Origin of the sequence: Pseudarthrobacter sp. PvP090 (assembly GCF_040547365.1) — a bacterium.
Lineage (GTDB): Bacteria > Actinomycetota > Actinomycetes > Actinomycetales > Micrococcaceae > Arthrobacter.
Map to the genome: position 1 here is coordinate 1 of NZ_JBEPPO010000024.1, position 21,263 is coordinate 21,263.

Sequence of the window (21,263 nt, forward strand, 5' to 3'; positions counted from 1 at the left end):
GGGCGGGTTCAGACAATGGGGGGGGGGGGGGGTGGTGGGGGGGGGGGGGGGGGGTGGGGGGGGGGGGGGGGGCGGCCCCCCCCGCCCCCCCCCCCCTGCCGGGAGACTGGGGCGGCGTGGAACAAAAGACAATGCTTGAATGTTCAATAAAATATGGACTTCGGTATCTTCACCTTCGGCGAGCTTTCCCGCGATCCCAGCACCGGCATGGCGCTGTCCCCGCAGCAGCGCCTGAAGGAGATCATTGAGCTTGCCAAACTGGCGGAGCAAGCGGGCCTGGGGTTTCTGGGCCTCGGCGAGCATCACCGGCGCGACTTCGCCCTGTCCGCGCCGGAGATCGTGCTGGCCGCCGTCGCCAGGGAAACCACGAGTCTGCGGCTCGGCACGGCCGTCACGGTGCTCTCCACCCAGGATCCGGTGAGGCTCTTCGAGCAGTTCGCCACCCTGGACCTGATCTCCGACGGGCGCGCGGAGATCATCGCCGGCCGTGGCGCTTTTATCGAGTCCTACCCGCTGTTCGGCCACGAACTAGCGGACTATGACGCCCTCTTCGAGGAGAAGCTGCGGCTGCTGCTGGAGCTGCGGGACAACGCCGCCGTGACCTGGGAAGGGGCGCTGACGCAGAGCATTCCCGGAATGGACATCGCGCCGCGCCCGGTCCAGGGCAGGCTCCCCATCTGGGTCGGTGTCGGCGGAACCCCGGCCAGTTTCGCGCGGGCAGGACGCATGGGGCTTCCCCTCTTCATCGCCCTGCTGTCCGGACCCGCCCGGTTCCGCCGGCTCGTGGAGCTATACCGCCAGTCGGCCGCCGACGCAGGCCACGACCCGGGCGCCCTGCAGGTGGGCGCCGGCGGCCACTTCTATTCGGCGCCCACCTCACAGCAGGCGCGCAACACCTTCTACCCCCACTACCGGTCCTACTTCGAGCAGAATATGCCGCGTCCCGTGGACCATTTTCCGCGCTCCACCTTTGACGACTGGGCCGAACCAGGCGGCGGTCTGCTGGTCGGCAGCCCGCAGCAGGTCACGGAGAAACTGCTGGAAATTCGTGACACGCTCGGCACCAGCCGCTATCTGGCCCAGATCGGACTCGGGGGCCTGCCATTTGCCGAGACCGCCCGGTCCATCGAGATTCTTGCCACCGAGATCATGCCGGCCGTGAACCGGGAAATCGGGACGTTGTAGGCGGCGCGGAGCGGTGTCTCAGCCATCGGCGCCCAGCGGGATCTCCAGGAATCCGCCGGCGGCGTCCCAGCTGCTGGCCGTCCCGAGGTGCCGGCTGAGCCGCTGCATCCGTTCCGCGATCTGCCGGGAATCCCGGCTGGCCAACTGTGCCCGGAAATTGGTGATCAGCGTGGGAAACAGCCGCAGCCTCAACGGTGTGCCGCCGTCGGTCTCAAGCAGGAAGATGAACGACTGGTCGTTGCGCTCCGCCGGATCCACGGCGTAGTCGTCCACAAAGTCCCCGGCGCTGTAGATGATCGGCCGGTTCCGGAACAGCTCGACGCCGCGGAAAATGTGCGGCGAATGCCCGTAGACGACGTCGGCCCCCGCCTCGATGAGGGCCCGCGCCAGCTCGCGGTGCTCGGGAGGTGCGCCGGAGCCCCAGTTCGGCCCCCAGTGCGCGGAGACGATCAGGAGCCCGACGCGGGCCTTCGTCCGCCGGACCAGCGCCAGCAGCTCAGCCACCCTGGCATCGCCGTCCACCACCGGAACGTAGTAGACACCGGGCCCGCGGCCGGCTTCCCAGTCCGGCTGGTTGTCGGTGAAGGCAATGAGCCCGACGGCGGTCCCGGACACACGGCGCACCGCAGGCCGGCGGGCGGCGTCCCGGTCCAGGCCGGCACCGGCGTGCAGGATGCCGGCCGTCTCGAGCGCCGGCAGCATTTCGCGGAAGGCGCCGGCCCCGTAGTCCAGGACATGGTTGTTGGCCAGTGACACCATCCCGATCCCCGCGGACCGGAGGCTTGCCACGTTCTTGGGGTCGGACCGGAAATGGAACACCTTTCCGGCCTGCGGCTCCCCGCCGGCTGCCAGGACGCATTCGAGGTTGGCGATGGTGAGGTCCGCCTGGCGCAGCACGGGGTCCGTGTCTCCCCAGGGGTAGTCGGCGCCGACCCGCCTCAGCCGCTCGTTCACGAGCCGGCCCAGCATGACGTCGCCCAGCAGCCCAATCAGCACCACACACCCGCCTGGGCTCAGGACTCGTAGTTTTCCACCTGCTTGACGGGGCGGGGCTCCGCCTCATCAGGATCTTCGCCGTACTGCAACTTGGCCCGGCGCTGCCGCAGGAGGTCCCAGCACTGGTCCAGGTCCTCTTCAATGCGCTTCAGCCGGGCGTGCTCGGGACCGTGTTCATAGTCCGGCGAGGAGGACGGGGCCTTCTCGCGGAGCGCCTGCTCTTCCTCCACCAGCGCTGAAATTCGTTCCAGGATGTGCTGTTCGTCCATGACGGCCTTCTTTCGGGTAGCAGTCCTTCCCGCCAGAGTAGCGAGGCCGCGTTGAGCTGGCCAGAGGGCCGGTGGCCGGAGACAACATCATCAGCTTGCTTATGTTTTTGTCACTTCCTAAAGTGGATCGTGTAAGGCATCAATCTCTCCGTGCGGAGGATCCCCGCCGGGCCACCGGCTGCGCGGACCTCCCCGGGCACCAGAGGAGGACCCATGTCAAAGCACAACATTGCCGGTAAGAAAGTCGCCTTCCTGCTCACGGACGGTGTGGAGCAGGTGGAACTGACCAGCCCCTGGGACGCGGTGAAGGAGGCCGGCGGCGAACCCACGCTGGTGGCCCTCAAGAGCGGGAAGCTCCAGGGCTTCGACGGCACCGGAAAGGGGCAGAAGTTCGACGTCGACCTCACCGTCGCCGAGGCGAACGCCTCCGATTTCCACGCGCTGGTGATCCCCGGCGGCGTCGTGAACGCGGACCACCTCCGGGCCGACAAGGGCGCCCAGGCGTTTACCAGGGCCTTCTTCGAGCAGCACAAGCCGGTGGCCTCGATCTGCCATGGGCCCTGGCTGCTCATCGACGCCGGGGTCATCAGTGGCCGGAATGTCACTTCCTACCACACGCTCCAGACCGACCTGAAGAATGCGGGCGCCAACTGGAGCGACCAGGAGGTGGTGGTCGACCAGGGCCTCGTGACCAGCCGGAACCCGCACGACCTTCCCGCCTTCAACGACAAACTGCTGGAGGAAATCGAGGAGGGCGAGCACGCCGGCCAGACGGCCTAGGCGGCGGCACCTACCCTGAAGGGCTGATGTGGGGCAGGATATGCCCTGTAACGTGCGCCGCCGCGGCCGCCCCACGGCACCCTGGCCGGCGCCCCAGCTGCAAGGAGTCCCGGATATGACCACGCTTAACCCGTACCTGAGCTTCCGCGACAATGCGAAAGAAGCCATGACCTTCTACCAGTCGGTATTTGGCGGCGAACTGAACATGAGCACCTTCGGCGAGTACCATGCCAGCGAAGATGCCTCCGAGCAGGACAAGATCATGCACGCCATGCTGACCACGGACAAAGGCATGGTGCTGATGGGTGCGGACACCCCCAACGGCATGGACTACACGCCGGGCAGCAGCATCTCGGTGTCGCTCAGCGGCTCCGACGAGGCCGAACTGCGCGGCTACTTCGACAAGCTCGCCGACGGCGGACAAGTGACCGTCCCCATGGAGAAAGCACCCTGGGGAGACGTCTTCGGCATGTGCACGGACCGGTTCGGGACGGACTGGCTCGTCAACGTCGGCCCCGCGTAGACCGGGCGCCGGCTGCGGACTGAGGCCGCCCGGCTGCCGGGCCGGGCGGTGAGGGGGCTGGCAGCCCCACCGCGGCCATGCCTGCGGATTCCAATCTTCGGTGGCCGCGGCTATTCTGAAGGCGGCCGGGACACCGCAAATTCGAGTCCACCTTCCCGGTCCAGAGAGGCATGCCATGACCGAGAAGTTGCACCTCACGCCGGAGGATGAATTCCCGGAGGACCTCACCAAGGTGGCGGACAAGGATCTGCAGGTCCTCGACAGCCAGGTCCAGCGGCAGCTGGACCACGAATACGTGGCGGACGGCGAACCGAATCCGGAGACCGAATTCAGGCACTACGACCTCGATGAGGAATTCAGCGAGCGCGACAAGAGGAATGACTGACCGGCGGGTTCTGTCAGTATGCTTACTGGACGCTGACGAGTGGCCCTGAACCCAGGCGCTGAACAGAAAAGAGCCCACCATGAGCAGGCCCGACCGCTTGGAGATCGAGGCGGCAGGCCATCTGGGCCATGTGTACGTCTCCACAAGGCCCGCCGGCCCGGCCGGCGGCGAGGGGGCCGGTCCGGCCGTCGTGCTGATCCACGGGATCGGCGTCTCGCACCGCTACCTCAGCAGGCTCCACGGGCTGCTGGCGGAATCTGTTGACACCTACTCGATCGACCTGCCCGGATTCGGCGCGACGCCACGCCCGGAGCACACCCTCTCGGTCGCCAACCACGCCACCTTCATCCTCGGCGCCCTGGAACAGCTGGGGGTCCTGGAGTTCGTGCTGGTCGGACACTCGATGGGCACCCAGTTCGCGATTGAAGCGGCCCTTCAGCAACCTGGCCGGATCTCCCAGCTGGTCCTGATGGGACCGGTGGTCGACGCGAAGCGGCGCACCGTGGCGCAGCAGGCCCTGGCGCTGGGCCGGGACAGCCTGTTCTTCGAAAGCCCGTCCTCGAACGCCCTTGTCTTCACCGACTATCTCCGGTGCGGACCCACCTGGTACCTGAAGACCCTGCGCGTCATGATGGGCTATGCCACGGAGCAGAAGATTGCCCGGGTGTCCGCTCCGGTCCTCGTGGTGCGCGGCGCCAACGACCCCGTGGCCTCCGCCGGCTGGTGCAGCCGGCTGGCCGCGCAGGCAGCCCAGGGGCAACTGCTCGAAATAGAAGGCACCGGACACGTGGTGCAGCACAACCGTTCCGTGGAAGTGGCGGGAGCCATCCTCGACTTCGCCGGGATCCGCCGGACGGCCGGAGAGGCCCCCCAGGGACGCCCGGCATGAGCGGAATCCTGCAGGCCGCCCGCTGGTGGGTCCAGGACTACCTCTATGCCGCGGGCCGCCAGGTCCTCAGCGCTGTCTCCCGGACCGGGCCCGAGGAATTCCTCGGCGGGACCGGCCGGCCTGTGGTCGTGATTCCCGGGGTGTATGAGGACTGGCGCTTTATGCTGCCGCTGGTCCGGCGGATCCATGAGGCCGGCCATCCGGTGCATGTGCTGCCCCTGTTGCGCCGGAACCGGCGCGCGGTGCCCAAGGCGGCGGACCTGATCGCCGGATACATCCGGGACCGTGACCTCTCGGACGCGATGATCGTGGCCCACAGCAAAGGCGGACTGATCGGCAAATTCGTGATGATGCAGCTGGACCCGGAACGCCGGATCGCCGGCATGGTGGCGGTCTGTGCACCGTTCTCCGGCTCACGCTATGCCTCGTTCATGCTGCTGCCGAGCCTGCGCGCCTTCTCGCCCCGGAGTGCCGTGACCATGCAGCTATTGCGTGAGGAACGGGTCAATGAGCACATCACCTCGGTCTACGGTGTCTTTGACCCGCATATTCCGGAGGGGAGCATGCTCCCTGGCGCCCGGAATATCCAGCTCGACACCGCCGGCCACTTCCGGATCCTGGCGCACGAGGACACGATCCGCACCATCCTGGACATAGCGGCCGCGCCCTAGCGCCAATGGACAGGCCGCACCGGCCCCGGTAGCCGGCTTTCGTCGCTGAGGCCCGCTCCGGCGCGGGGTTTAGGCGTCGAAGTGCGTCCGGGCCGGCCCCTTGCCGAGCGACTCCACAACCCCGGCCGCCACGGCGTGCAGCTTGATGTTGCGTGCGCTGGAAGCGGCCTTGAGGAGTTCGAAGGCCTCGGCCTGGCTGCAGCGGTTTTGCGCCATGATGATGCCTACCGCGACGTCAATGCCGGTCCGTGTTTCCAGGGTCGCGCGGAGGTTCGCCGCGGTGTCGCTGTAGTGCGCGAAACGCACCGCCAGGCGCAGCGCCAGCGACGCCTGGCTCACGAAGTTCCGGGCCAGGTCCATCGCCCTGCCATCAAACCGGCCGGACCGGTGCGAGTAGAGGTTCAGGGCCGCACGCGTGTCGCCGTCCAGCAGGAATGGCAGGGCCAGGATCGAGCGGACGCCGTGGCCCCGGACGGTGGCGGCGTACTGTGGCCAGCGCCCGCAATCCTCGAGATCCCGGATATGGACGGTTTCCTGTTCCCGGGACGCCGTCACGCACGGGCCGTCGCCGAAGGTGTACTGGATTTCGTCCATGGCCTGCGCGGCCGCACTGCTGCTGGCCACCGTCGCTGCCTTCCGGTGACGGAAGAGCGTGATCCCGCACAGGATCTCGTCGCCGGGTTCCGAGAGGCTGCGCGCGGAAACCCGCGCCAGTTCGCGCAGGAACTCCTCAACGTCGGAGCTGTTGAGCACCAGTTCATTCAGGTGCTGGTTGGTTGAAGTTGCGTCTAGGGAAGCTGCGATTGATTCGCTAACCACTGTCTCGTCGTGCCGTTTCACTCAGGTCAAAACGATCCGGACGGGCGGCCCACCTGCGGGAGAACGGCAGTGGCGGACGGCGGACGGCCGGATCGAAGAACAATCCAACGGCTCGCTGCAAAACCGTACCGGGAAATTATATACAGCCGTTTCCCGCCGCCAATGACGCACCCGGCCACGGGCGGAACCCGGACCGCAAAGCCGGCCGCGGCGGGACGTGGCGCCAGTTTCCGGGTCCGTGCGGAGCGGCGCGGGGGACGGTGGAGGGCGTCGCAGGACACCGGGCGGGGGCGCCGGCCAATCCGGGCACAAAGGCCCTCACATCCCGGGCCCGCCTGACAGATAGTGGGAGGGAGCGGCCAACTGGTCAATTTCCCAGCCTGCGGAGCGCACGCCTGGATGAGGTCACGGCCGACATCCCGATTGGAAAGCCATACCGATGAGCATTTTCGAAGACAGGGTCGACGCCGGCCGGCAGCTGGGAAGGCGGCTGGCGGAGTTGCGGGGTCAGGACATCGTGGTCCTGGGCCTGCCCCGCGGCGGCGTCCCCGTCGCCTTCGAAGTCGCCGCCGCCCTCGACGCGCCGCTGGACGTGATCGTGGTGCGGAAGCTTGGCCTTCCCTACCAGCCCGAGCTTGCCATGGGGGCGATCGGGGAGGGCGGCGCCCGCGTGCTGGAAGAACACGTGCTGGCCCATGCCCGGGTCAGTGACGCAGAGCTGCAGGCCGTCGAAAACCACGAACGCGCCGTGCTGGAGAACCGCGTCGTCCGGTTCCGGAAGGGCCGGACCCGGCAGGACCTCACGGGACGCATCGCCGTCATTGTCGACGACGGGATCGCCACCGGATCCACCGCCCGGGTCGCCTGCCGGATCGCCCGGAAGCTCGGTGCCGCGAGGGTCATCCTGGCCGTTCCGGTCGCCCCCGCCGACACCCTCAGGAGCCTGACCGAGCCCGACGAGGTGGTCTGCCTCGCCACCCCGCACCAGTTCTCCGCGGTCGGCTACCACTACCGTGATTTCTCGCCCACTGAAGACGACGAGGTGGTGCAGCTGCTCGACGCCGCGGCCAAGCGACTGCAGAACTCGCAGCCGGCGTCCCGGCAGCCTGCCACGGCCAGCGGGCAGGACGCCGCGGAGATCGATGAGGAAGTCGAGATCCCGTCGCGAGGAGTCAGGCTCCAGGGACAGCTGCACCTGCCCGTCCCGGCCCGCGCCGTAGTGCTGTTCGCGCACGGCAGCGGCAGCAGCCGGCACAGCCCGCGGAACCGGTATGTGGCCGGAGTGCTCCAGCAGGCCGGGCTCGGCACGCTGCTGCTGGACCTGCTGACCCCGGCCGAGGAGCGGAACCGGGCCAACGTCTTCGACATCGAACTGCTGGCCCGCCGGCTGTCCGCCGCCACCGACTGGCTCGCCATCCGCAAGGACACGGCCGACTGCACGATCGGCTATTTCGGGGCCAGTACCGGTGCCGGGGCCGCGCTCTGGGCTGCCTCCGAGCCAACCGCCAGGATCGACGCCGTCGTCTCCCGCGGCGGCCGCCCCGATCTGGCCGGCCCCAGGCTGTCCGCCGTCCGGGCGCCCACCCTCCTCATCGTGGGCAGCTACGACCACGAGGTGCTGGAGCTCAACCGCAAGGCGAAGTCCATGATGCGCTGCCCCAGCCAGTTGGCCGTGGTCCAGGGCGCCACGCATCTCTTCGAGGAACCGGGTACGCTTGCGGCGGCTGCCATCCTCGCCAGGGACTGGTTCGTCGACTACCTTCTGCCGGCCAAGACCACTCCAGGAGCAACAGCATGAGCTACACCTACACCGCCGTCGTCCCGCTGAGCTGGGAGGACGCCGTCGAAAAGACGCGTGCCGCGCTCGCCGCCCAGGGCTTCGGGATACTCTCGGAAATCGATGTGCGCGCGACCTTTGCCGCCAAACTCGGCGAGGACGCCGCGGACGCACTGGGGGACTACGTCATCCTCGGTGCCTGCAATCCGATGCTTGCGAGCCGGGCGCTCGCCGCGGAACCGGAAATGGGGGCGCTCCTGCCCTGCAATGTGGTGGTGCGCCGCGGCACGGGGGCCACGGCGACGACGGTCCAGGCCATCGACCCGCAAACCATGGTGCAGCTCAGCGGGAACCCCGCGGTCCGCGAGGTGGCGGACGACGCCGGCACGCGCCTGCGGGCGGCCATGGCTGAACTGGGCGGGGACAGCTGATCCGTCAGGCCCCATGCACGTTGTGGTGGCCGCCGGTGCGGTGGCGGTAGGCGTAGACCAGCAGCGCCACGCCGGCGAGCACGAGGAGCGCCGGGACGAGGTACTCGCCGGCGGTGAGCAGTGCCGTGGCCTGCAGGGCGAAGATCAGCCCCATCACGGCCAGGACCGCGGCCGGAATCAGCGGCCACTTCATCCTGGCTGGTTCCGCATTCCCGGGCTGGGCGGGGACGGCGGCAGGCTGCCCGGGGTGGTGCTCGGGCCGGACGGGAACCAGGGAAAGCGCCGCGAACGTGGCAGCTAGGCCCAGGAACAGCACGGCGGCAACCGGCATGCCTTCCCAGGCCGGCGGGAGCGCCACGACCAGGGCCAGCGTCAGCATCACTCCGCAGGGGATCAGCGCCCACCAGTTGGAGCGTTCGCGCACATACACCGCACCGAAGCCCAGGCCCATGAACAGGAACAGGAAGGCGCCGGCCCAGTACGCCGCCGGTCCCGGCCAGAGTTGGGTGATCAGGATGACCGCCGCCAGGCCCAGGAAAACCGAGCCGGGGATGGCGGCCCACCAGTTGTCCCGGCTGCGGAAGAACAGGGCCACAAATGTGGTCCCGGCCGCAGCGAAAATCAGCGGCCACACGAGGGCCGCGCTGTCCAGGATCCCGAGCAGATCCAGCAGCAGCAGGATACCGGCCGCCATCAATGCGATGCCGGCGATGATGCTGGTTTTGGCCGATTTCACCGTTTGCCTCCAGGAACCCGGCGGGCGGCCGCACACCGCCCCTGAACTCTCAGGCTATTCCCGCGCGGGCCGCCGGCGTAGGGCACAAGGTCATGAAGGCCGCAGGCCGACCAGCCAGCGCGGCTACCGGCCGAGGCCTTCCGCCCGGGACTTGATGCCCAGGAGCATGCGCCGCTCCATGACGAACTGCAGGGGTTCCAGTACCGGCCGGAGGATCAGCCCCACGGGCAGCGGGGAATAGTCGTAGCGCGTCCGGGACAGCAACCGCGTGCTGTGCCCGTTGACGGGCTGCAGCACAAACGTCCAGCCGAGCTCCACCCGCGGCCCCGCGGGAGCACCGCCGGACGGCCTGATCTGACCGGTGCGCGGATCCATCGTGCCGCCAAGACCCAGCACCGATCCGGCCTCCACGCGCCGGACCGGAATCCCCACGTCCGGACCCTCCCTGGACACCAGCGGGACGACGTCTCCGACGTCGAGCTGCTGGTATTCGGGAAGGAGCCGGTCTGCGCTGTGCATGCCGAGGCCCGCTGCGTTCTCCAGCAGGTCATAGCTGTACATCCCGCCGCGTCCGGCCCCCAGCTGGACCAGCCAGGGCCAGACACTTGCAGCCGGTGCGTTGATGGTAACGGCCCGTGTGCTCTGCATCCGGGGCGTTCGCACCAGCTCATCGCCCGGAAGCGGGGCGGCAGTCTCCTGGGCGGTCGCGCCCCAGTGCAGCATCCGGGGCCGGACGGCGAGGACGTAGCCGGCGGCGGCCGCTGCCGCCGCCAGGGCAGCCAGCGGTCCACGGAGCCGGAGGGAGGCAGGTGGCCGGCTCATCGGATGCGGCTACCTTCTTGTGCTTGCTGGTTGCGACGTGCCGCGCCGCCGCCGGGATTCAGGTCCAGCTTCCAGAGATGCAGCCCGCCCAGCACCAAAAACAGGGCCGAGAGCAGCACCGAGGACCACAGGGACAGCGCGGACACGGGGACGTCGAACAGCGGCTTGAACAGTTCCCCCAGGGCCAGGGAGAAGATCAGGGTGAAGCCGAGCAGGTACAACGCGGGCATGAACACCAGCCCGGGCCAGCGGCCCCGGAACGTCAGGACGGCGAGGATGAGGAAGGCCGGCATGATGAAGCACAGGTCAAGGACGAAGACGGAGTAGAGCGAATCGATTTGATCGCCGGCCCGCATCAGCGGCAGCAGCATGGCGATCCACAGCGGATAAAAAATGAGCGGCTGCAGGAGCGCGCCCGAAGCGGACATGACCCTGATCCCCCTGGGCAGCCGCGCCCGCCTCGTCCCGTCCGCCCGGAGCTCCAGTGCCGTGAAGACCATCCCCCAGAAGGACAGGGCAAAGACGGCCAGGTAGACGAGATAGAAACCGTTGTACGTCCGCTCGATGGAGTAGATACCGTAGGCGTAGAACAGGTAACCCAGGACTCCCAGCGCCACGAGCTGCAGCTTGGGGCGTCCCCGGCGGTCGGCGACGGCCAGCACCGGCAGGGCCACGCCGGCGACGGCGGACATCAGGTCCTGGGACACCGCACCGGGCAGGAGCTCCGCTGCCACTACGCCCTGGTAGATCTCCGTGAACAGCAGCCCCGTCACCGCGGCGGGGAGCGTCAGCGCACCGGTGAGGATCCAGAAGGCCCGCACCGGCCACTGGCTGCGGCTCATTCCCTCGCCTGGCGTTTGTCCTCGTCGTCGCCGACCACAAGTACCGGGCAGTGGGCATGGGCCGCGCAGGCGCCGCTGACCGATCCCATGATCTGTGCGAGGAAGCCGCCGCGGCCGCGCCGGCCGACCACCAGGAGCTGGGCATCCCGGCTCGCCTCGACCAGGACCTTGGCCGGCGGGCCGAACTTCACGGTCCGGGTCAGGCCTGCCGGGACGTCGCCTCCGAAGGCACGTTCGAGGGATTCGTCGACGAGCCGTTTGGCCGTCTCCTCAAGCTGGGTGGTGGTGGGGGTGCTCTCCTCGGGCAGGTGCGAGGCCAGGAAGAGGTCCGAGGTGCCCAGACAGGTGACGACTTCCAGCGGCGCGTCCAGGCTGCGGGCCATGCGCCCGGCGACCCGAAGCGCCTTTGTCGAGAAGTCCGAACCGTCCACGCCCACGACTATCCGCTGATCAGCGTTCATGGCCCCAGCCTGACCGGTCGGCCCGGCCGCGCCTAGGGCCGAAAGTCACGCGCGTAGCCGGCCAGGGGGTGTGCACCGTCCCCGGCCACCTCTAGGGTGGAACGAACGCCACACTGCCCACGATGCGAGGAGTACCGATGAGAGTTGCTGTTACCGGAGGAAGCGGAAAGCTGGGCCGGAGCGTCGTCCGGCGGCTGAGTGAGGACGGGCACGAGGTCACCAACCTGGACCGCACCGGCACGCGCGGGCGCGGGTTTACCGAGGTGGACCTGCGCGATTACGGCCAGGTGGTGGACGTGCTCCTGGGCCTGGAGGACCGGCACGCGGGGTTCGACGCGGTGGTGCACCTGGCCGCGATCCCGGCACCCGGCCACGCCCCGGATGCTGCCACCTTCGAGAACAACATGCAGGCCACCTACAACGTGTTCCAGGCGGCCCGCCGGGCCGGGATCAAGAAAATTGTGTACGCCTCCAGCGAGACGGTGCTGGGACTGCCGTTCGACGTCGACCCTCCCTATATCCCGGTCGACGAGGAGTACCCGGCCCGGCCGGAAAGCACGTACTCCCTGGTGAAGCACCTCGAGGAACAGATGGCGGTCCAGCTCACCCGATGGGATCCGGAGCTGAGCATCACCGGCCTGCGGTTCTCCAACGTGATGGATCCGGAGGACTATGAGGAGTTCCCCGGCTTCGACGCCGACGCCAGGCTGCGCAAGTGGAACCTCTGGGGCTACATCGACGGCCGGGACGGCGCGCAGGCGGTGGCACGGGCCCTCGAGCACGGCACCCCGGGGTTCGAGGCGTTCATCATCGCCAACGCGGACACGGTAATGAGCCGCTCCAGCGCCAGCCTCGCCGCGGAGGTGTTCCCCAACGCGCCTGTGGTCAAGGAACTCGGCGAGCACGAAACCCTGCTCTCGATCGACAAGGCCAAACGGCTGCTGGGCTACGCGCCCGAGCACAGCTGGCGGAACTACCACCCGCTGCGCACCACTCCCACCGAAGACTAGGAGGAGCGCCATGCAGTACCGCACCCTGGGCACCAGCGGCGCCGTCGTCTCCACCTACGCGCTCGGCACCATGACCTTCGGCGCCGAAGCCACCGAGGAACAATCCCACGCCATCCTGGATGACTACCTCGCGGCGGGCGGCAACTTCATCGACACCGCCGATGTCTACGCCGCGGGGGTCTCGGAGGAGATCATCGGCCGCTGGCTCGCCGCGCGACCGGAGGCCCGGGACCGCGTGGTGCTCGCCACCAAGGGCCGCTTTCCGACCGGCAAGGCCCCCAACGACGTCGGCACCTCCCGCCGGCACCTGAACCGCGCACTGGATGACTCGCTGCGGCGCCTCGGCGTGGAGCAGATCGACCTGTACCAGCTGCATGCCTGGGATCCGATCACGCCGCTGGAGGAATCCCTGCGGTTCCTGCACGACGCCGTCTGCAGCGGGAAAATCGCCTACTACGGCTTCTCGAATTTCCTGGGCTGGCAGCTGACGAAGGCCGTCCACGTGGCCCATGCCCAGGGCTGGAACGGACCCGTGACGCTGCAGCCGCAGTACAGCCTGCTGGTCCGCGAGATCGAGTCCGAGATTGTTCCGGCCGCACTCGACGCCGGGATCGGGCTGCTGCCCTGGTCGCCGCTGGGCGGGGGCTGGCTCTCCGGGAAGTACAAGCGGGACCAGCCGCCCGCCGGGGCCACCCGGCTGGGCGAAAACCCGGAGCGCGGCATGGAGGCGTGGAAAGCCAGGAACGCGGACCCGCGGACCTGGGAGATCGTGGAGGCGGTGCATGACATCGCCGGCCGGCACGAGGCCAGCGCCGCCCAGGTGTCCCTGGCCTGGCTGGCGGAACAGCCGGCCGTGACGTCGGTGATCCTGGGTGCACGCAGCACGGAACAGCTCGCCGACAACCTCGCGGCCGCGGACCTGCTGCTGACCGAGGGGGAGCTGATGCGGCTGAGCGAGGTGAGCCGGCCGCGCGTCGGGGTCTACCCGTACGGGCCGCTGGCCCAGGAACAGCGGAGCCGGAAGATCACCGGCGGCCGCTGAAGAGGCAACGCGGGTTCATTTCACGCCCATCCCGGGCCCCATCATGGGCGTGGAGTGACCTGTGTTCCGGGGGCGGGGGAGGAAGCCGGCTGGTGGCTGGACCAGATGTCGCCCATCTCCTCGGTGGACTGCTCCACGATCCGGCTCATCGCGGCGTGTGCCGCGTCGGCCTCGCCGCGCTGGATGGCGCTGGCCACATCCACGTGCAGCTGGAGTGCCTCGTGGTCCGGAAGGTGCGGCATCAGGCCGTGCTCGGTGCGCCCGGTCAGGACCTCGGTGACGAGGTTGTGCAACTGCGTGAACATGGGATTTCCGGAGGCCTTGAGCACGGCGGCGTGGAACTGGATGTCCAGCCGGAGGAATTCGTCGTTCTCCCCGCGCTGGCCCGCCGCCCAGAGCCGCGCGGCCTGGGAGACGATATCGCTGCCGGCGTCCCAGGAGGCGCGCTCGGCTGCGAGGCGGGCGGCCTGCGGTTCGATTGCGCCGCGGAGTTCGTTGAGCGCCTGCAGCTGCTGGAGTCGTTTCGAGGAGGCGAGCCGCCAGCGGATCACCTGCGGATCGTAGGCGTTCCAGGACTCCTCCGGCTGCACCACGGTGCCCAGCCGGCGTCGTGATTCCAGCATGCCCTTGGAGGCGAGGACCCGCGTGGCTTCCCGGACCACCGAACGGGACACCCCGTGCTGCGCCTCAAGTTCGTCCAGGCGCAGGATCGAATGCGGGGCCAGTGTCCCCTCCGCAATGGCGAGTCCCAGATTGTGGACCAGCACGGAATGCAGGTCAGCTGCGGACTCCGCCTTTGGGGTTTTCATAAATAAATCATACTGGTGGGCTGCAAGGGGTTGTTTAAGTCTGCTTTATTTACCTATGATCGCTTCCAGAGCAGATGTAAAGATGCATTTGCGGCCGGCTGGACAGTGTGCCCAGCCCTAAAAGAATCAAGGGAGTCGTAATGAAGCGACGTTCGATCATGCAGTACGCGGCTGCCGCCGCGGTCCTGTCGCTGGGCCTCACCGCCTGCGGCGGCGCCAGCGGTAGCAGCGATGCCAAAGCCGCCGGCACCGTCCGGGTCACCCTCGCAAACCACGTCTGGACCGAAGGCATCAAGGCCGCCATCCCGGAGTTCGAGAAGTCCAGCGGCCTCAAGGTCGAACTGACCCAGCTCGGCGAAGACCAGCTGTCGGACCAGTACAACGTCAAGCTCAACGCCGGCAGCGACGAGATCGACGTCATGATGTACCGCCCGCTGCAGGAAGGCAAGGCGTTCGCCAAGAACGGCTACCTCGCCGACCTGACGTCCAAGGTGTCCTCGGATTCGGGCTGGGACTGGAAGGACTACCAGGAGGGCCCGGTCAAGGCCACCACAGCTGACGGCAAGGTCGTGGGCGTTCCGATCATCACCGAACGCGAGGTGCTCTACTACCGCAAGGACCTGCTGAAGGCCGCAGGCCTTGAGGTTCCCAAGACCATGGAAGAGCTCGAAGCGGCAGCCAAGGCCATCAAGGCCTCCTCGCCGGACACCGCTGGCTTCGTGGCCCGCACCGGCAAGTCCGCCGCCGTCACCCAGTTCTCCAGCTTCCTGTACAGCTTCGGCGGCGACTTCACGGATGCCGACGGCAAGTCCGCCGTCAACTCCGACGCTGCCAAGGAGGCCTACGCCTACTACGGCGGCCTGATCCGGAACTACGGTCCGGCCAACGTCAGCACCGACATGAGCTGGCCCGAGGCGATGGCCATCTTCACCCAGGGCAAGGCCGCCTTCTACACCGAGGCCGACTCGCTCTACAAGAACGCCACGGACCCGGCCAAGTCCAAGGTCGCCGACACCGTCGGCTTCGCGGCTCTGCCCGCCGGCCCGGCCGGTTCCAAGCCGTACAACATCCCGTCGTGGGGCCTGGCCGTCAACGAAGCCTCCGGCAACCAGGACAACGCCTGGAAGTTCATCCAGTGGGCCACCAGCAAGGAACGCACCCTGGAAGCCCAGAAGGCCGGTGTCCCCGGACCCCGGGCCTCCGTCTGGTCTGACCCGGCCGGCACCTCCACCTACCCGGCGGACCTGGCCGAGGCCATCGCCGCCAGCGCCAAGAACGGCGTCGGCCACGACCGTCCCGAGGTTGTCACGGTCGGCAAGGCCCGCGAAATCGTGGGAGGCCCGATCGTAGCGACCATCACCGGCGAGGACGCTTCCGCCTCCGCCGACACGGCCCACGAGGCCTTCCAGAAGTTCCTGGACAGCGAAAAGAAGTAGTCCGCCCGGCGCACCCCGCGCCGCCGTACTAAACCGCCTGGTGGGGCGGCGGCCAGGCCGCCGCCCCACCAGGCCAGCTCTTCACTTCACCCCCGACTCCTTAGGTGAACCATGTCTGTATTGACCCCTTCCCGCAGTGCGCAGTCCGATCCGCCGTCCGGCCGCAACACCGGCCGCGCTCCCGGCGCCCGTGAGAACTTCTCCGCCTGGGCCAACCGGCACCGCAAGTGGCTGTTCGCCGCCCCCGCGATGATCTTCGTCGGCGTGCTGATCGTCTTCCCGCTGGCCTGGACCCTGTACCTGAGCCTGACCGATTCGCAGGGCTCCGTCCGTGCCGCCTCCGAGTTCGTCGGCCTGGAAAACTACCTCACGGTCCTGTCCGACGGCGAACGATTCTGGCCCGCCGTCGGACGCACGCTGTCCTTCACCGGCGTCGCCCTGGTCTGCGAGGTCGTGCTGGGCATGTGCATCGCGCTGCTGCTGTGGCGCCCGTTCCGCGGCGAAAAGTGGGTCCGCGTGGCCATCCTCCTGCCTCTCGTCGCCACCCCGGTGGCCGTTGGCATGATGTGGCGGCTGATTTTCGACCCGAACATCGGCTTCGTCAACCAGCTGCTCGGCATGATCGGCATCCCGCCCCAGCCGTGGCTCTCCGGCCAGGACACCGCGCTGGGCACCACGATCTTCATGGACATCTGGCAGTGGACCCCGATGGTGGTGCTGATCCTGCTCGCCGGACTGACCTCGCTGTCCGAGGAGCCCGACGAGGCGGCCCGGATGGACGGCGCCAACGCCTTCCAGCGCTTCTTCCTCATCACGCTGCCCCTCATGATGCCGACCGTGATCGTCGCCATCCTGCTCCGCGGCATCGATGCCCTCAAGACCTTCGACATCCTCTACGCCACCAAGGGCAAGGGCGGCGGATCCTTCCACGAGGTGGAGACCCTCAACGTCTACGCCTACGGCCTGAGCTTCGACTACAACCAGTACGGGCTGTCCTCCGCGGTGCTGATCCTGTTCTTCATGATCATCATCGGCTCCATGTGGCTGCTGACCATGCGCAAGAAAGCGGTAAGCAAATGACCGTACTGTCCAAAAACACCGAAAACACCGAAAACACCGAACCCCAAACCGCCGCCCCCGGCCGGCCCGCGCCGGCCCCGCGCCGCCGCAAGCCCCTGGGCACCCGCGCCTACAAGGCCTTCCGCGTCGCCGCGCTGATCGCCGTCGTGGTCTTTCTGGTGGCCCCGCTGTTCTGGATGCTGCTGGCATCGTTCAAGACCAATGTGGACATCTACGACTCCGGCAAGTCGTTCTTCTTCACCCCCACGGGCGAGAACTACGCGAACGTGCTCCAGCGCAACAACTACTTCGTCTTCATCCTCAACAGCTTCTGGGTCGCCTTCGTCTCCACGGCGCTGTCCCTGGTCCTCGGGGTTCCGGCGGCCTACGCGATGAGCCGCTTCACCATGCACCGCTCGGCCCTCGTGGTCCTCATGGCGCGCGTCATCCCGGGCGTCTCCCTGCTGGTGCCCTGGTACTACGTCTTCTCCAACCTGAAAATGGTGGGCGGCTTCGAGGTCCTGATCCTCAGCCACATGTTCGTCTCGCTGCCGCTGATCGTCTACATCATGATGAGCTACTTCGATTCGCTGCCGCTGGAGCTGGAGGAGTCCGCGCAGGTGGACGGACTCACCCCGATCGGCGCGTTCCGCCGCATCACCCTGCCGCTCTCGGTGGCCGGCATGGCCACCGCCGGCATCCTGTCCTTCATCTTCTCGTGGAACAACTTCATGTTCGCCCTGGTGCTCTCCGGCTCCAAGACCAAGACCCTCCCGGTCGCGATCTTCGACTTCGTCTCCTACGCCAGCATCGACTGGGGCGGACTGATGGCGGCCGCCACCGTGGTCACCATCCCGATCATGATCATTGCGCTCTTCACGCAGAAGTACATCGTCTCCGGCATGACCGCCGGCGCGACCAAGGGCTAGGCCACCGATGACACTGATCAGCAGAATTGAAACCTTCCTCGTCGCCCCGCGCTGGCTCTTCGTCCGGGTCGAGACCGACAGCGGGATCGTCGGCTGGGGCGAGGCCAGCTGCGAGGGCCGCAGCGAAACGGTCCGCACCGCCGTCGACCAGCTCTCCGAGCTGCTGATCGGCAACGATGCGCTCCGGATCGAGGACCACTGGCAGGTGATGACCAAAGGCTCCTTCTACCGCGGCGGGCCCATCCTGGCCAGCGCCGTGTCCGGGCTGGACCAGGCCCTCTGGGACATCGCCGGCAAGCACTTCAACACCCCCGTGCACCAGCTCTTGGGCGGCCACGTCCGGGACCGGATCCGGATGTACGGCTGGGTGGGCGGGGACGAGCCCAACGAGGTCGCCGACCAGATCAGCGCCCAGCTGGAGGTCGGGCTGACCGCCGTCAAGATGAACGCCAGCGGCCGGATGAGCCCCATCGCGTCCGTGGCGGAGCTCGACGGCGTCGTCCGCCGTGTCGCCGCCGCCCGCGAGGTCCTCGGGGACCACCGCGACGTCGCCGTCGACTTCCACGGCCGCTTCAGCCTGGCCAACGCCCGGCGGGTGGCGCCGCTGCTGGAACCGTACCGGCCCTTCTTCCTGGAAGAACCCGTGGTCCCGGAAAACACGCACCTGCTGCGCGAATTCACCTCCTCCACCACCACGCCGGTCTCCACCGGTGAGCGGCTGTACAGCCGGCAGGAATTCCTGCCCGCGCTGCAGGCCGGCATCGCCGTGGCCCAGCCGGACCTCTCGCACGCCGGCGGCATCACCGAGGTCCGCAAGATCGCGTCACTCGCCGAAATTTACGAGGTCCAGCTCGCCCCGCACTGCCCGCTGGGGCCGCTGGCCCTGGCCGCCTGCCTGCAGGTCGGCTTCGCGACGCCGAACTTCCTGATCCAGGAGCAAAGCATCGGCATCCACTACAACCAGGGCGCCGAAGTCCTCGACTACGTGGTGGACAAGTCCCCGCTGAAGTTCGTGGACGGCCACATCGAACGCCTGACCGGCCCGGGTCTTGGCATTGAAATCGACGAGGCCGTGGTCCGTGCCGCGGACAAGCGCGGCCACGCCTGGCGCGGGCCCGTCTGGCGGCACCCCGACGGAGCCTTCGCAGAATGGTGAATGACATGACCGACCTGAACACCGACCTGACGCCCGAGGTCCTGCTGGCAGGCATCCGGGAGACCCGGCTGGTCGCCATCGTGCGCGGCACCGACGGCGGCGCCGCCGCCAAGGCGGCCCTCACGGCCATGGAGGAGGGCTTTCGATACGTCGAAATCGCGCTGACCACACCGGATGCCCTCGCGGCGATTCGCGAAGTCCGTGCGGCTGCCCCGGCCGGCTGTTTCGTCGGGGCCGGGACCGTGCTGACCGCGCAGGACGTGGAGCACGTGGCTGAGGCCGGCGGCCAGTTCATGGTCACCCCGGCGCTGGCCGAATCGATCGAAGCCTCCGCCGCCCGGGGAATCCCGGTGCTGGCGGGGGCGCTGACCCCCACCGAGGCCTACGAGGCGATGACCCGCGGCGCCACCGCGGTCAAACTCTTTCCCGCGTCCATCGGCGGACCGGGCTACCTCAAAGCGCTGCGCGACCCGTTCCCCGGGATCCCCTTCATCGCCGTCGGCGGCGTGGGGCTCGACGAGGCGACGGGCTACTGGCAGGCCGGTGCCGTCGCCGTCGGCCTGGGCGGGCCGCTCTTCGGGGACGCCGGCTCCGGCGGCGACCTGGCCCCGGTGCGGGAGCGCGCCCGCGGGTTCGTCGCGCTTGCCGCCGACTTCGACCGCCGGGTCGCCGCGGAGAGCCTGCGGTGACTAGCCACCCTGTGCTTCCCGTCCCGGGGATTCCGGAGCTCCTGACCTTCGGCGAATCGATGGTCTCGCTGCGCTCCGCCGGGCCGCTGTCCGCCGGCGGCTCCCTGGGCATGCATGTGGCCGGGGCGGAGTCGAACGTGGCCGTCGGCGTCGCACGGCTCGGCCACCGGGTGGGCTGGGCCGGCGTCGTGGGCGCCGACCCGCACGGTGAATTCATCCTGCGGCAGCTGCGCAGCGAGGGCATCGGTGTGCACCACCGCGAGGACGCCTCCCGCGGCACCGGCGTGATGTTCCTCGAGCAGCGCACCGCCGACGTCACCCGCGCCTTCTACTACCGCGCCGGTTCCGCCGGATCAACGCTCAATCGGGACGACGTCGACGCTGCCTTCAGCAGCGGCGTCCGGGTCCTGCACCTCACCGGGATCACCGCAGCCCTGAGCCGGGAGGCGCGACGGGCCGTCGAGTATGCGGCCGCCCGCGCCGCAGGCGAAGGCCTGGAGGTTTCCCTCGACGTCAACTACCGCGGCAAGCTCTGGTCCCGGGATGAGGCGCGCGCCGTCCTCACCCCGCTGGCCCGGCACGCCAGCATCCTGATCGCCTCCGACGACGAACTCGGGCTGGTCGCCTCCGGCAGCGCTCCCGGCTCCGGCGACGGGACGGGTCCGGCCGACGACGCCGAAACGGCCATGGCCGCCGAGCTCCTGGACCGGGGGGTCCGGGAAGTTGTCGTCAAGCGCGGCGCGGCCGGCGCCGGGGTCCACACCGCCTCCGGCCGGTGGGAGACCCCCGCCGTGCCCGTCACCAGCATCGACACCGTGGGCGCCGGCGATGCCTTCACCGCCGGATACCTCTCCGCCCTGCTCGACGGTGAGGACGTGGCCGGCCGCCTCCAGCGCGGCGCCCTCGCGGGGGCCTTCGCCGTCAGTACGGCCGGCGACTGGGAAGGCCTGCCCCGCCGGGGCGAGCTTGCCCTCCTCGGGGCCACACCCAGCGGAACCACCCAGCGCTAGGACTCCGGTCCGGCCGCAGCCCCGGCCATCGACCGCCCATCACCGACCGATTTCAGACCCACACGGAAAGCCTGAACCAAAAGTGAAAATCATTGCTGCTGAAGTCTTCGTGACCAGCCCCTCCCGGAATTTCGTGACTCTGCGGATCACGACTGAAGACGGTGTGACCGGCATCGGTGACGCGACGCTGAACGGGCGTGAGCTTGCCGTGGCCGCGTATTTGAAGGAGCACGTCGCGCAGTTGCTGATCGGGAAGGATCCGCACCGGATCGAGGACACGTGGCAGTTCCTGTACCGGTCCTCGTACTGGCGGAGGGGTCCGGTGACGATGGCCGCGATTGCCGCGGTGGACATGGCGTTGTGGGATATCAAGGGCAAGATGGCCGGGATGCCGGTGTATCAGCTGTTGGGCGGGGCGTCGCGGAACGGGCTGCGGGCTTACGGGCATGCCTCGGGCGCGGACCTGCCGTCGCTGTTTGATTCGGTCCGGGAGCACCTGGAGCTGGGCTACAAGTCGGTGCGGATCCAGACCGCGGT

At 68.4% G+C, this 21,263-nt stretch carries 25 protein-coding genes; 17 read left to right on the plus strand and 8 right to left on the minus strand.

Annotated elements, in window-relative coordinates:
• Positions 1-153 precede the first annotated feature (153 nt).
• Positions 154-1,185 carry an LLM class flavin-dependent oxidoreductase gene (locus ABIC21_RS19110; protein ID WP_354351954.1) on the plus strand — a complete coding sequence of 344 codons (1,032 nt, stop codon included), beginning with the start codon at positions 154-156 and terminating at the stop codon, positions 1,183-1,185.
• A gap of 18 nt (positions 1,186-1,203) precedes the next feature.
• Here ABIC21_RS19110 and ABIC21_RS19115 read toward each other — a convergent pair whose 3' ends face one another.
• Together ABIC21_RS19115 and ABIC21_RS19120 are read right to left on the minus strand one after the other, a co-directional pair.
• On the minus strand, positions 1,204-2,184 hold the full coding sequence (locus ABIC21_RS19115) for a CapA family protein (RefSeq protein WP_354351955.1): 981 nt from the start codon (positions 2,182-2,184) through the stop codon (positions 1,204-1,206).
• Between the two features lie 14 nt (positions 2,185-2,198).
• Positions 2,199-2,450, minus strand: a complete 252-nt coding sequence (locus tag ABIC21_RS19120) for a DUF2630 family protein (protein WP_354351956.1) — start codon at positions 2,448-2,450, stop codon at positions 2,199-2,201.
• A gap of 213 nt (positions 2,451-2,663) precedes the next feature.
• Between ABIC21_RS19120 and ABIC21_RS19125 the strand changes: the two genes are divergently transcribed.
• The 5 genes from ABIC21_RS19125 to ABIC21_RS19145 all read left to right on the plus strand — a co-directional run bounded on the left by ABIC21_RS19125 (position 2,664) and on the right by ABIC21_RS19145 (position 5,698).
• Complete coding sequence (locus ABIC21_RS19125; RefSeq protein WP_354351957.1) at positions 2,664-3,230, plus strand: type 1 glutamine amidotransferase domain-containing protein; 567 nt, start codon at positions 2,664-2,666, stop codon at positions 3,228-3,230.
• A gap of 115 nt (positions 3,231-3,345) precedes the next feature.
• Complete coding sequence (locus ABIC21_RS19130) at positions 3,346-3,753, plus strand: VOC family protein (protein ID WP_354351958.1); 408 nt, start codon at positions 3,346-3,348, stop codon at positions 3,751-3,753.
• A gap of 175 nt (positions 3,754-3,928) precedes the next feature.
• On the plus strand, positions 3,929-4,138 hold the full coding sequence (locus ABIC21_RS19135) for a hypothetical protein (protein WP_354351959.1): 210 nt from the start codon (positions 3,929-3,931) through the stop codon (positions 4,136-4,138).
• Positions 4,139-4,217: 79 nt separating this feature from the next.
• Positions 4,218-5,027, plus strand: coding sequence for an alpha/beta fold hydrolase (locus ABIC21_RS19140; protein WP_354351960.1), 810 nt, complete (start codon positions 4,218-4,220; stop codon positions 5,025-5,027).
• Positions 5,024-5,698: an esterase/lipase family protein gene (locus ABIC21_RS19145; protein ID WP_354351961.1), complete on the plus strand. Its 675-nt coding sequence runs from the start codon at positions 5,024-5,026 to the stop codon at positions 5,696-5,698. The genes ABIC21_RS19140 and ABIC21_RS19145 overlap by 4 nt, the downstream gene beginning before the upstream one ends.
• A gap of 69 nt (positions 5,699-5,767) precedes the next feature.
• On the opposite strand, the gene ABIC21_RS19150 is transcribed toward ABIC21_RS19145, so the two are convergent.
• Positions 5,768-6,517 (minus strand): GAF and ANTAR domain-containing protein, encoded by a 750-nt coding sequence (locus ABIC21_RS19150; RefSeq protein WP_354351962.1) that lies wholly within the window; start codon positions 6,515-6,517, stop codon positions 5,768-5,770.
• Positions 6,518-6,956: 439 nt separating this feature from the next.
• Between ABIC21_RS19150 and ABIC21_RS19155 the strand changes: the two genes are divergently transcribed.
• Positions 6,957-8,315 carry a phosphoribosyltransferase family protein gene (locus ABIC21_RS19155; RefSeq protein WP_354351963.1) on the plus strand — a complete coding sequence of 453 codons (1,359 nt, stop codon included), beginning with the start codon at positions 6,957-6,959 and terminating at the stop codon, positions 8,313-8,315.
• Positions 8,312-8,725 carry a DUF302 domain-containing protein gene (locus ABIC21_RS19160; protein ID WP_354351964.1) on the plus strand — a complete coding sequence of 138 codons (414 nt, stop codon included), beginning with the start codon at positions 8,312-8,314 and terminating at the stop codon, positions 8,723-8,725. The genes ABIC21_RS19155 and ABIC21_RS19160 overlap by 4 nt, the downstream gene beginning before the upstream one ends.
• Before the next feature lie 4 nt (positions 8,726-8,729).
• Here the strand turns inward: ABIC21_RS19160 and ABIC21_RS19165 are convergent, their stop codons facing one another.
• The 4 genes from ABIC21_RS19165 to ABIC21_RS19180 all read right to left on the minus strand — a co-directional run bounded on the left by ABIC21_RS19165 (position 8,730) and on the right by ABIC21_RS19180 (position 11,586).
• Complete coding sequence (locus tag ABIC21_RS19165) at positions 8,730-9,461, minus strand: hypothetical protein (RefSeq protein WP_354351965.1); 732 nt, start codon at positions 9,459-9,461, stop codon at positions 8,730-8,732.
• 123 nt (positions 9,462-9,584) lie between these two features.
• Complete coding sequence (locus ABIC21_RS19170; protein ID WP_354351966.1) at positions 9,585-10,283, minus strand: SRPBCC family protein; 699 nt, start codon at positions 10,281-10,283, stop codon at positions 9,585-9,587.
• Positions 10,280-11,125, minus strand: coding sequence for a hypothetical protein (locus ABIC21_RS19175; RefSeq protein ID WP_354351967.1), 846 nt, complete (start codon positions 11,123-11,125; stop codon positions 10,280-10,282). Before ABIC21_RS19175 ends, ABIC21_RS19170 begins: the two co-directional genes overlap by 4 nt.
• A complete protein-coding gene (locus ABIC21_RS19180; protein WP_354351968.1) occupies positions 11,122-11,586 on the minus strand; it encodes a universal stress protein in 465 nt (154 codons plus the stop codon). The genes ABIC21_RS19175 and ABIC21_RS19180 overlap by 4 nt, the downstream gene beginning before the upstream one ends.
• A 137-nt stretch (positions 11,587-11,723) precedes the next feature.
• Between ABIC21_RS19180 and ABIC21_RS19185 the strand changes: the two genes are divergently transcribed.
• Positions 11,724-12,596: an NAD-dependent epimerase/dehydratase family protein gene (locus ABIC21_RS19185; protein ID WP_354351969.1), complete on the plus strand. Its 873-nt coding sequence runs from the start codon at positions 11,724-11,726 to the stop codon at positions 12,594-12,596.
• A 10-nt stretch (positions 12,597-12,606) separates the two neighbouring features.
• Positions 12,607-13,638, plus strand: coding sequence for an aldo/keto reductase (locus ABIC21_RS19190; protein ID WP_354351970.1), 1,032 nt, complete (start codon positions 12,607-12,609; stop codon positions 13,636-13,638).
• Between the two features lie 41 nt (positions 13,639-13,679).
• Here the strand turns inward: ABIC21_RS19190 and ABIC21_RS19195 are convergent, their stop codons facing one another.
• A complete protein-coding gene (locus ABIC21_RS19195) occupies positions 13,680-14,447 on the minus strand; it encodes a FadR/GntR family transcriptional regulator (protein ID WP_354351971.1) in 768 nt (255 codons plus the stop codon).
• 140 nt (positions 14,448-14,587) lie between these two features.
• On the opposite strand from ABIC21_RS19195, the gene ABIC21_RS19200 reads away from it, so the two are divergent.
• From ABIC21_RS19200 to ABIC21_RS19230, 7 genes are all read left to right on the plus strand, one after another.
• On the plus strand, positions 14,588-15,883 hold the full coding sequence (locus tag ABIC21_RS19200; RefSeq protein WP_354351972.1) for an ABC transporter substrate-binding protein: 1,296 nt from the start codon (positions 14,588-14,590) through the stop codon (positions 15,881-15,883).
• 111 nt (positions 15,884-15,994) lie between these two features.
• Positions 15,995-16,963 (plus strand): carbohydrate ABC transporter permease, encoded by a 969-nt coding sequence (locus tag ABIC21_RS19205; protein ID WP_354351973.1) that lies wholly within the window; start codon positions 15,995-15,997, stop codon positions 16,961-16,963.
• Positions 16,960-17,871 (plus strand): carbohydrate ABC transporter permease, encoded by a 912-nt coding sequence (locus ABIC21_RS19210; protein ID WP_354351974.1) that lies wholly within the window; start codon positions 16,960-16,962, stop codon positions 17,869-17,871. Before ABIC21_RS19205 ends, ABIC21_RS19210 begins: the two co-directional genes overlap by 4 nt.
• A gap of 7 nt (positions 17,872-17,878) precedes the next feature.
• Positions 17,879-19,027 (plus strand): galactonate dehydratase, encoded by a 1,149-nt coding sequence (gene dgoD, locus ABIC21_RS19215; protein WP_354351975.1) that lies wholly within the window; start codon positions 17,879-17,881, stop codon positions 19,025-19,027.
• 5 nt (positions 19,028-19,032) lie between these two features.
• A complete protein-coding gene (locus ABIC21_RS19220) occupies positions 19,033-19,716 on the plus strand; it encodes a bifunctional 4-hydroxy-2-oxoglutarate aldolase/2-dehydro-3-deoxy-phosphogluconate aldolase (protein ID WP_354351976.1) in 684 nt (227 codons plus the stop codon).
• Entirely contained in the window at positions 19,713-20,726 is a 1,014-nt protein-coding gene (locus ABIC21_RS19225; RefSeq protein ID WP_354351977.1) for a sugar kinase, read from the plus strand. The genes ABIC21_RS19220 and ABIC21_RS19225 overlap by 4 nt, the downstream gene beginning before the upstream one ends.
• A gap of 82 nt (positions 20,727-20,808) precedes the next feature.
• A partial coding sequence (locus ABIC21_RS19230) for an enolase-like domain-containing protein (protein WP_502936028.1) occupies positions 20,809-21,263 on the plus strand: 455 nt, incomplete at its 3' end.

What these genes read in the sequence shown, in the direction of transcription:
- ABIC21_RS19110 (WP_354351954.1), top strand. Translation starts at nt 154, where the DNA reads ATGGACTTCGGTATCTTCACCTTCGGCGAGCTTTCCCGCGATCCCAGC.
- ABIC21_RS19120 (WP_354351956.1), bottom strand. Translation starts at nt 2,450, where the DNA reads ATGGACGAACAGCACATCCTGGAACGAATTTCAGCGCTGGTGGAGGAA.
- ABIC21_RS19125 (WP_354351957.1), top strand. Translation starts at nt 2,664, where the DNA reads ATGTCAAAGCACAACATTGCCGGTAAGAAAGTCGCCTTCCTGCTCACG.
- ABIC21_RS19130 (WP_354351958.1), top strand. Translation starts at nt 3,346, where the DNA reads ATGACCACGCTTAACCCGTACCTGAGCTTCCGCGACAATGCGAAAGAA.
- ABIC21_RS19135 (WP_354351959.1), top strand. Translation starts at nt 3,929, where the DNA reads ATGACCGAGAAGTTGCACCTCACGCCGGAGGATGAATTCCCGGAGGAC.
- ABIC21_RS19140 (WP_354351960.1), top strand. Translation starts at nt 4,218, where the DNA reads ATGAGCAGGCCCGACCGCTTGGAGATCGAGGCGGCAGGCCATCTGGGC.
- ABIC21_RS19145 (WP_354351961.1), top strand. Translation starts at nt 5,024, where the DNA reads ATGAGCGGAATCCTGCAGGCCGCCCGCTGGTGGGTCCAGGACTACCTC.
- ABIC21_RS19155 (WP_354351963.1), top strand. Translation starts at nt 6,957, where the DNA reads ATGAGCATTTTCGAAGACAGGGTCGACGCCGGCCGGCAGCTGGGAAGG.
- ABIC21_RS19160 (WP_354351964.1), top strand. Translation starts at nt 8,312, where the DNA reads ATGAGCTACACCTACACCGCCGTCGTCCCGCTGAGCTGGGAGGACGCC.
- ABIC21_RS19170 (WP_354351966.1), bottom strand. Translation starts at nt 10,283, where the DNA reads ATGAGCCGGCCACCTGCCTCCCTCCGGCTCCGTGGACCGCTGGCTGCC.
- ABIC21_RS19175 (WP_354351967.1), bottom strand. Translation starts at nt 11,125, where the DNA reads ATGAGCCGCAGCCAGTGGCCGGTGCGGGCCTTCTGGATCCTCACCGGT.
- ABIC21_RS19180 (WP_354351968.1), bottom strand. Translation starts at nt 11,586, where the DNA reads ATGAACGCTGATCAGCGGATAGTCGTGGGCGTGGACGGTTCGGACTTC.
- ABIC21_RS19185 (WP_354351969.1), top strand. Translation starts at nt 11,724, where the DNA reads ATGAGAGTTGCTGTTACCGGAGGAAGCGGAAAGCTGGGCCGGAGCGTC.
- ABIC21_RS19190 (WP_354351970.1), top strand. Translation starts at nt 12,607, where the DNA reads ATGCAGTACCGCACCCTGGGCACCAGCGGCGCCGTCGTCTCCACCTAC.
- ABIC21_RS19195 (WP_354351971.1), bottom strand. Translation starts at nt 14,447, where the DNA reads ATGAAAACCCCAAAGGCGGAGTCCGCAGCTGACCTGCATTCCGTGCTG.
- ABIC21_RS19200 (WP_354351972.1), top strand. Translation starts at nt 14,588, where the DNA reads ATGAAGCGACGTTCGATCATGCAGTACGCGGCTGCCGCCGCGGTCCTG.
- ABIC21_RS19205 (WP_354351973.1), top strand. Translation starts at nt 15,995, where the DNA reads ATGTCTGTATTGACCCCTTCCCGCAGTGCGCAGTCCGATCCGCCGTCC.
- ABIC21_RS19210 (WP_354351974.1), top strand. Translation starts at nt 16,960, where the DNA reads ATGACCGTACTGTCCAAAAACACCGAAAACACCGAAAACACCGAACCC.
- dgoD (WP_354351975.1), top strand. Translation starts at nt 17,879, where the DNA reads ATGACACTGATCAGCAGAATTGAAACCTTCCTCGTCGCCCCGCGCTGG.
- ABIC21_RS19220 (WP_354351976.1), top strand. Translation starts at nt 19,033, where the DNA reads ATGACCGACCTGAACACCGACCTGACGCCCGAGGTCCTGCTGGCAGGC.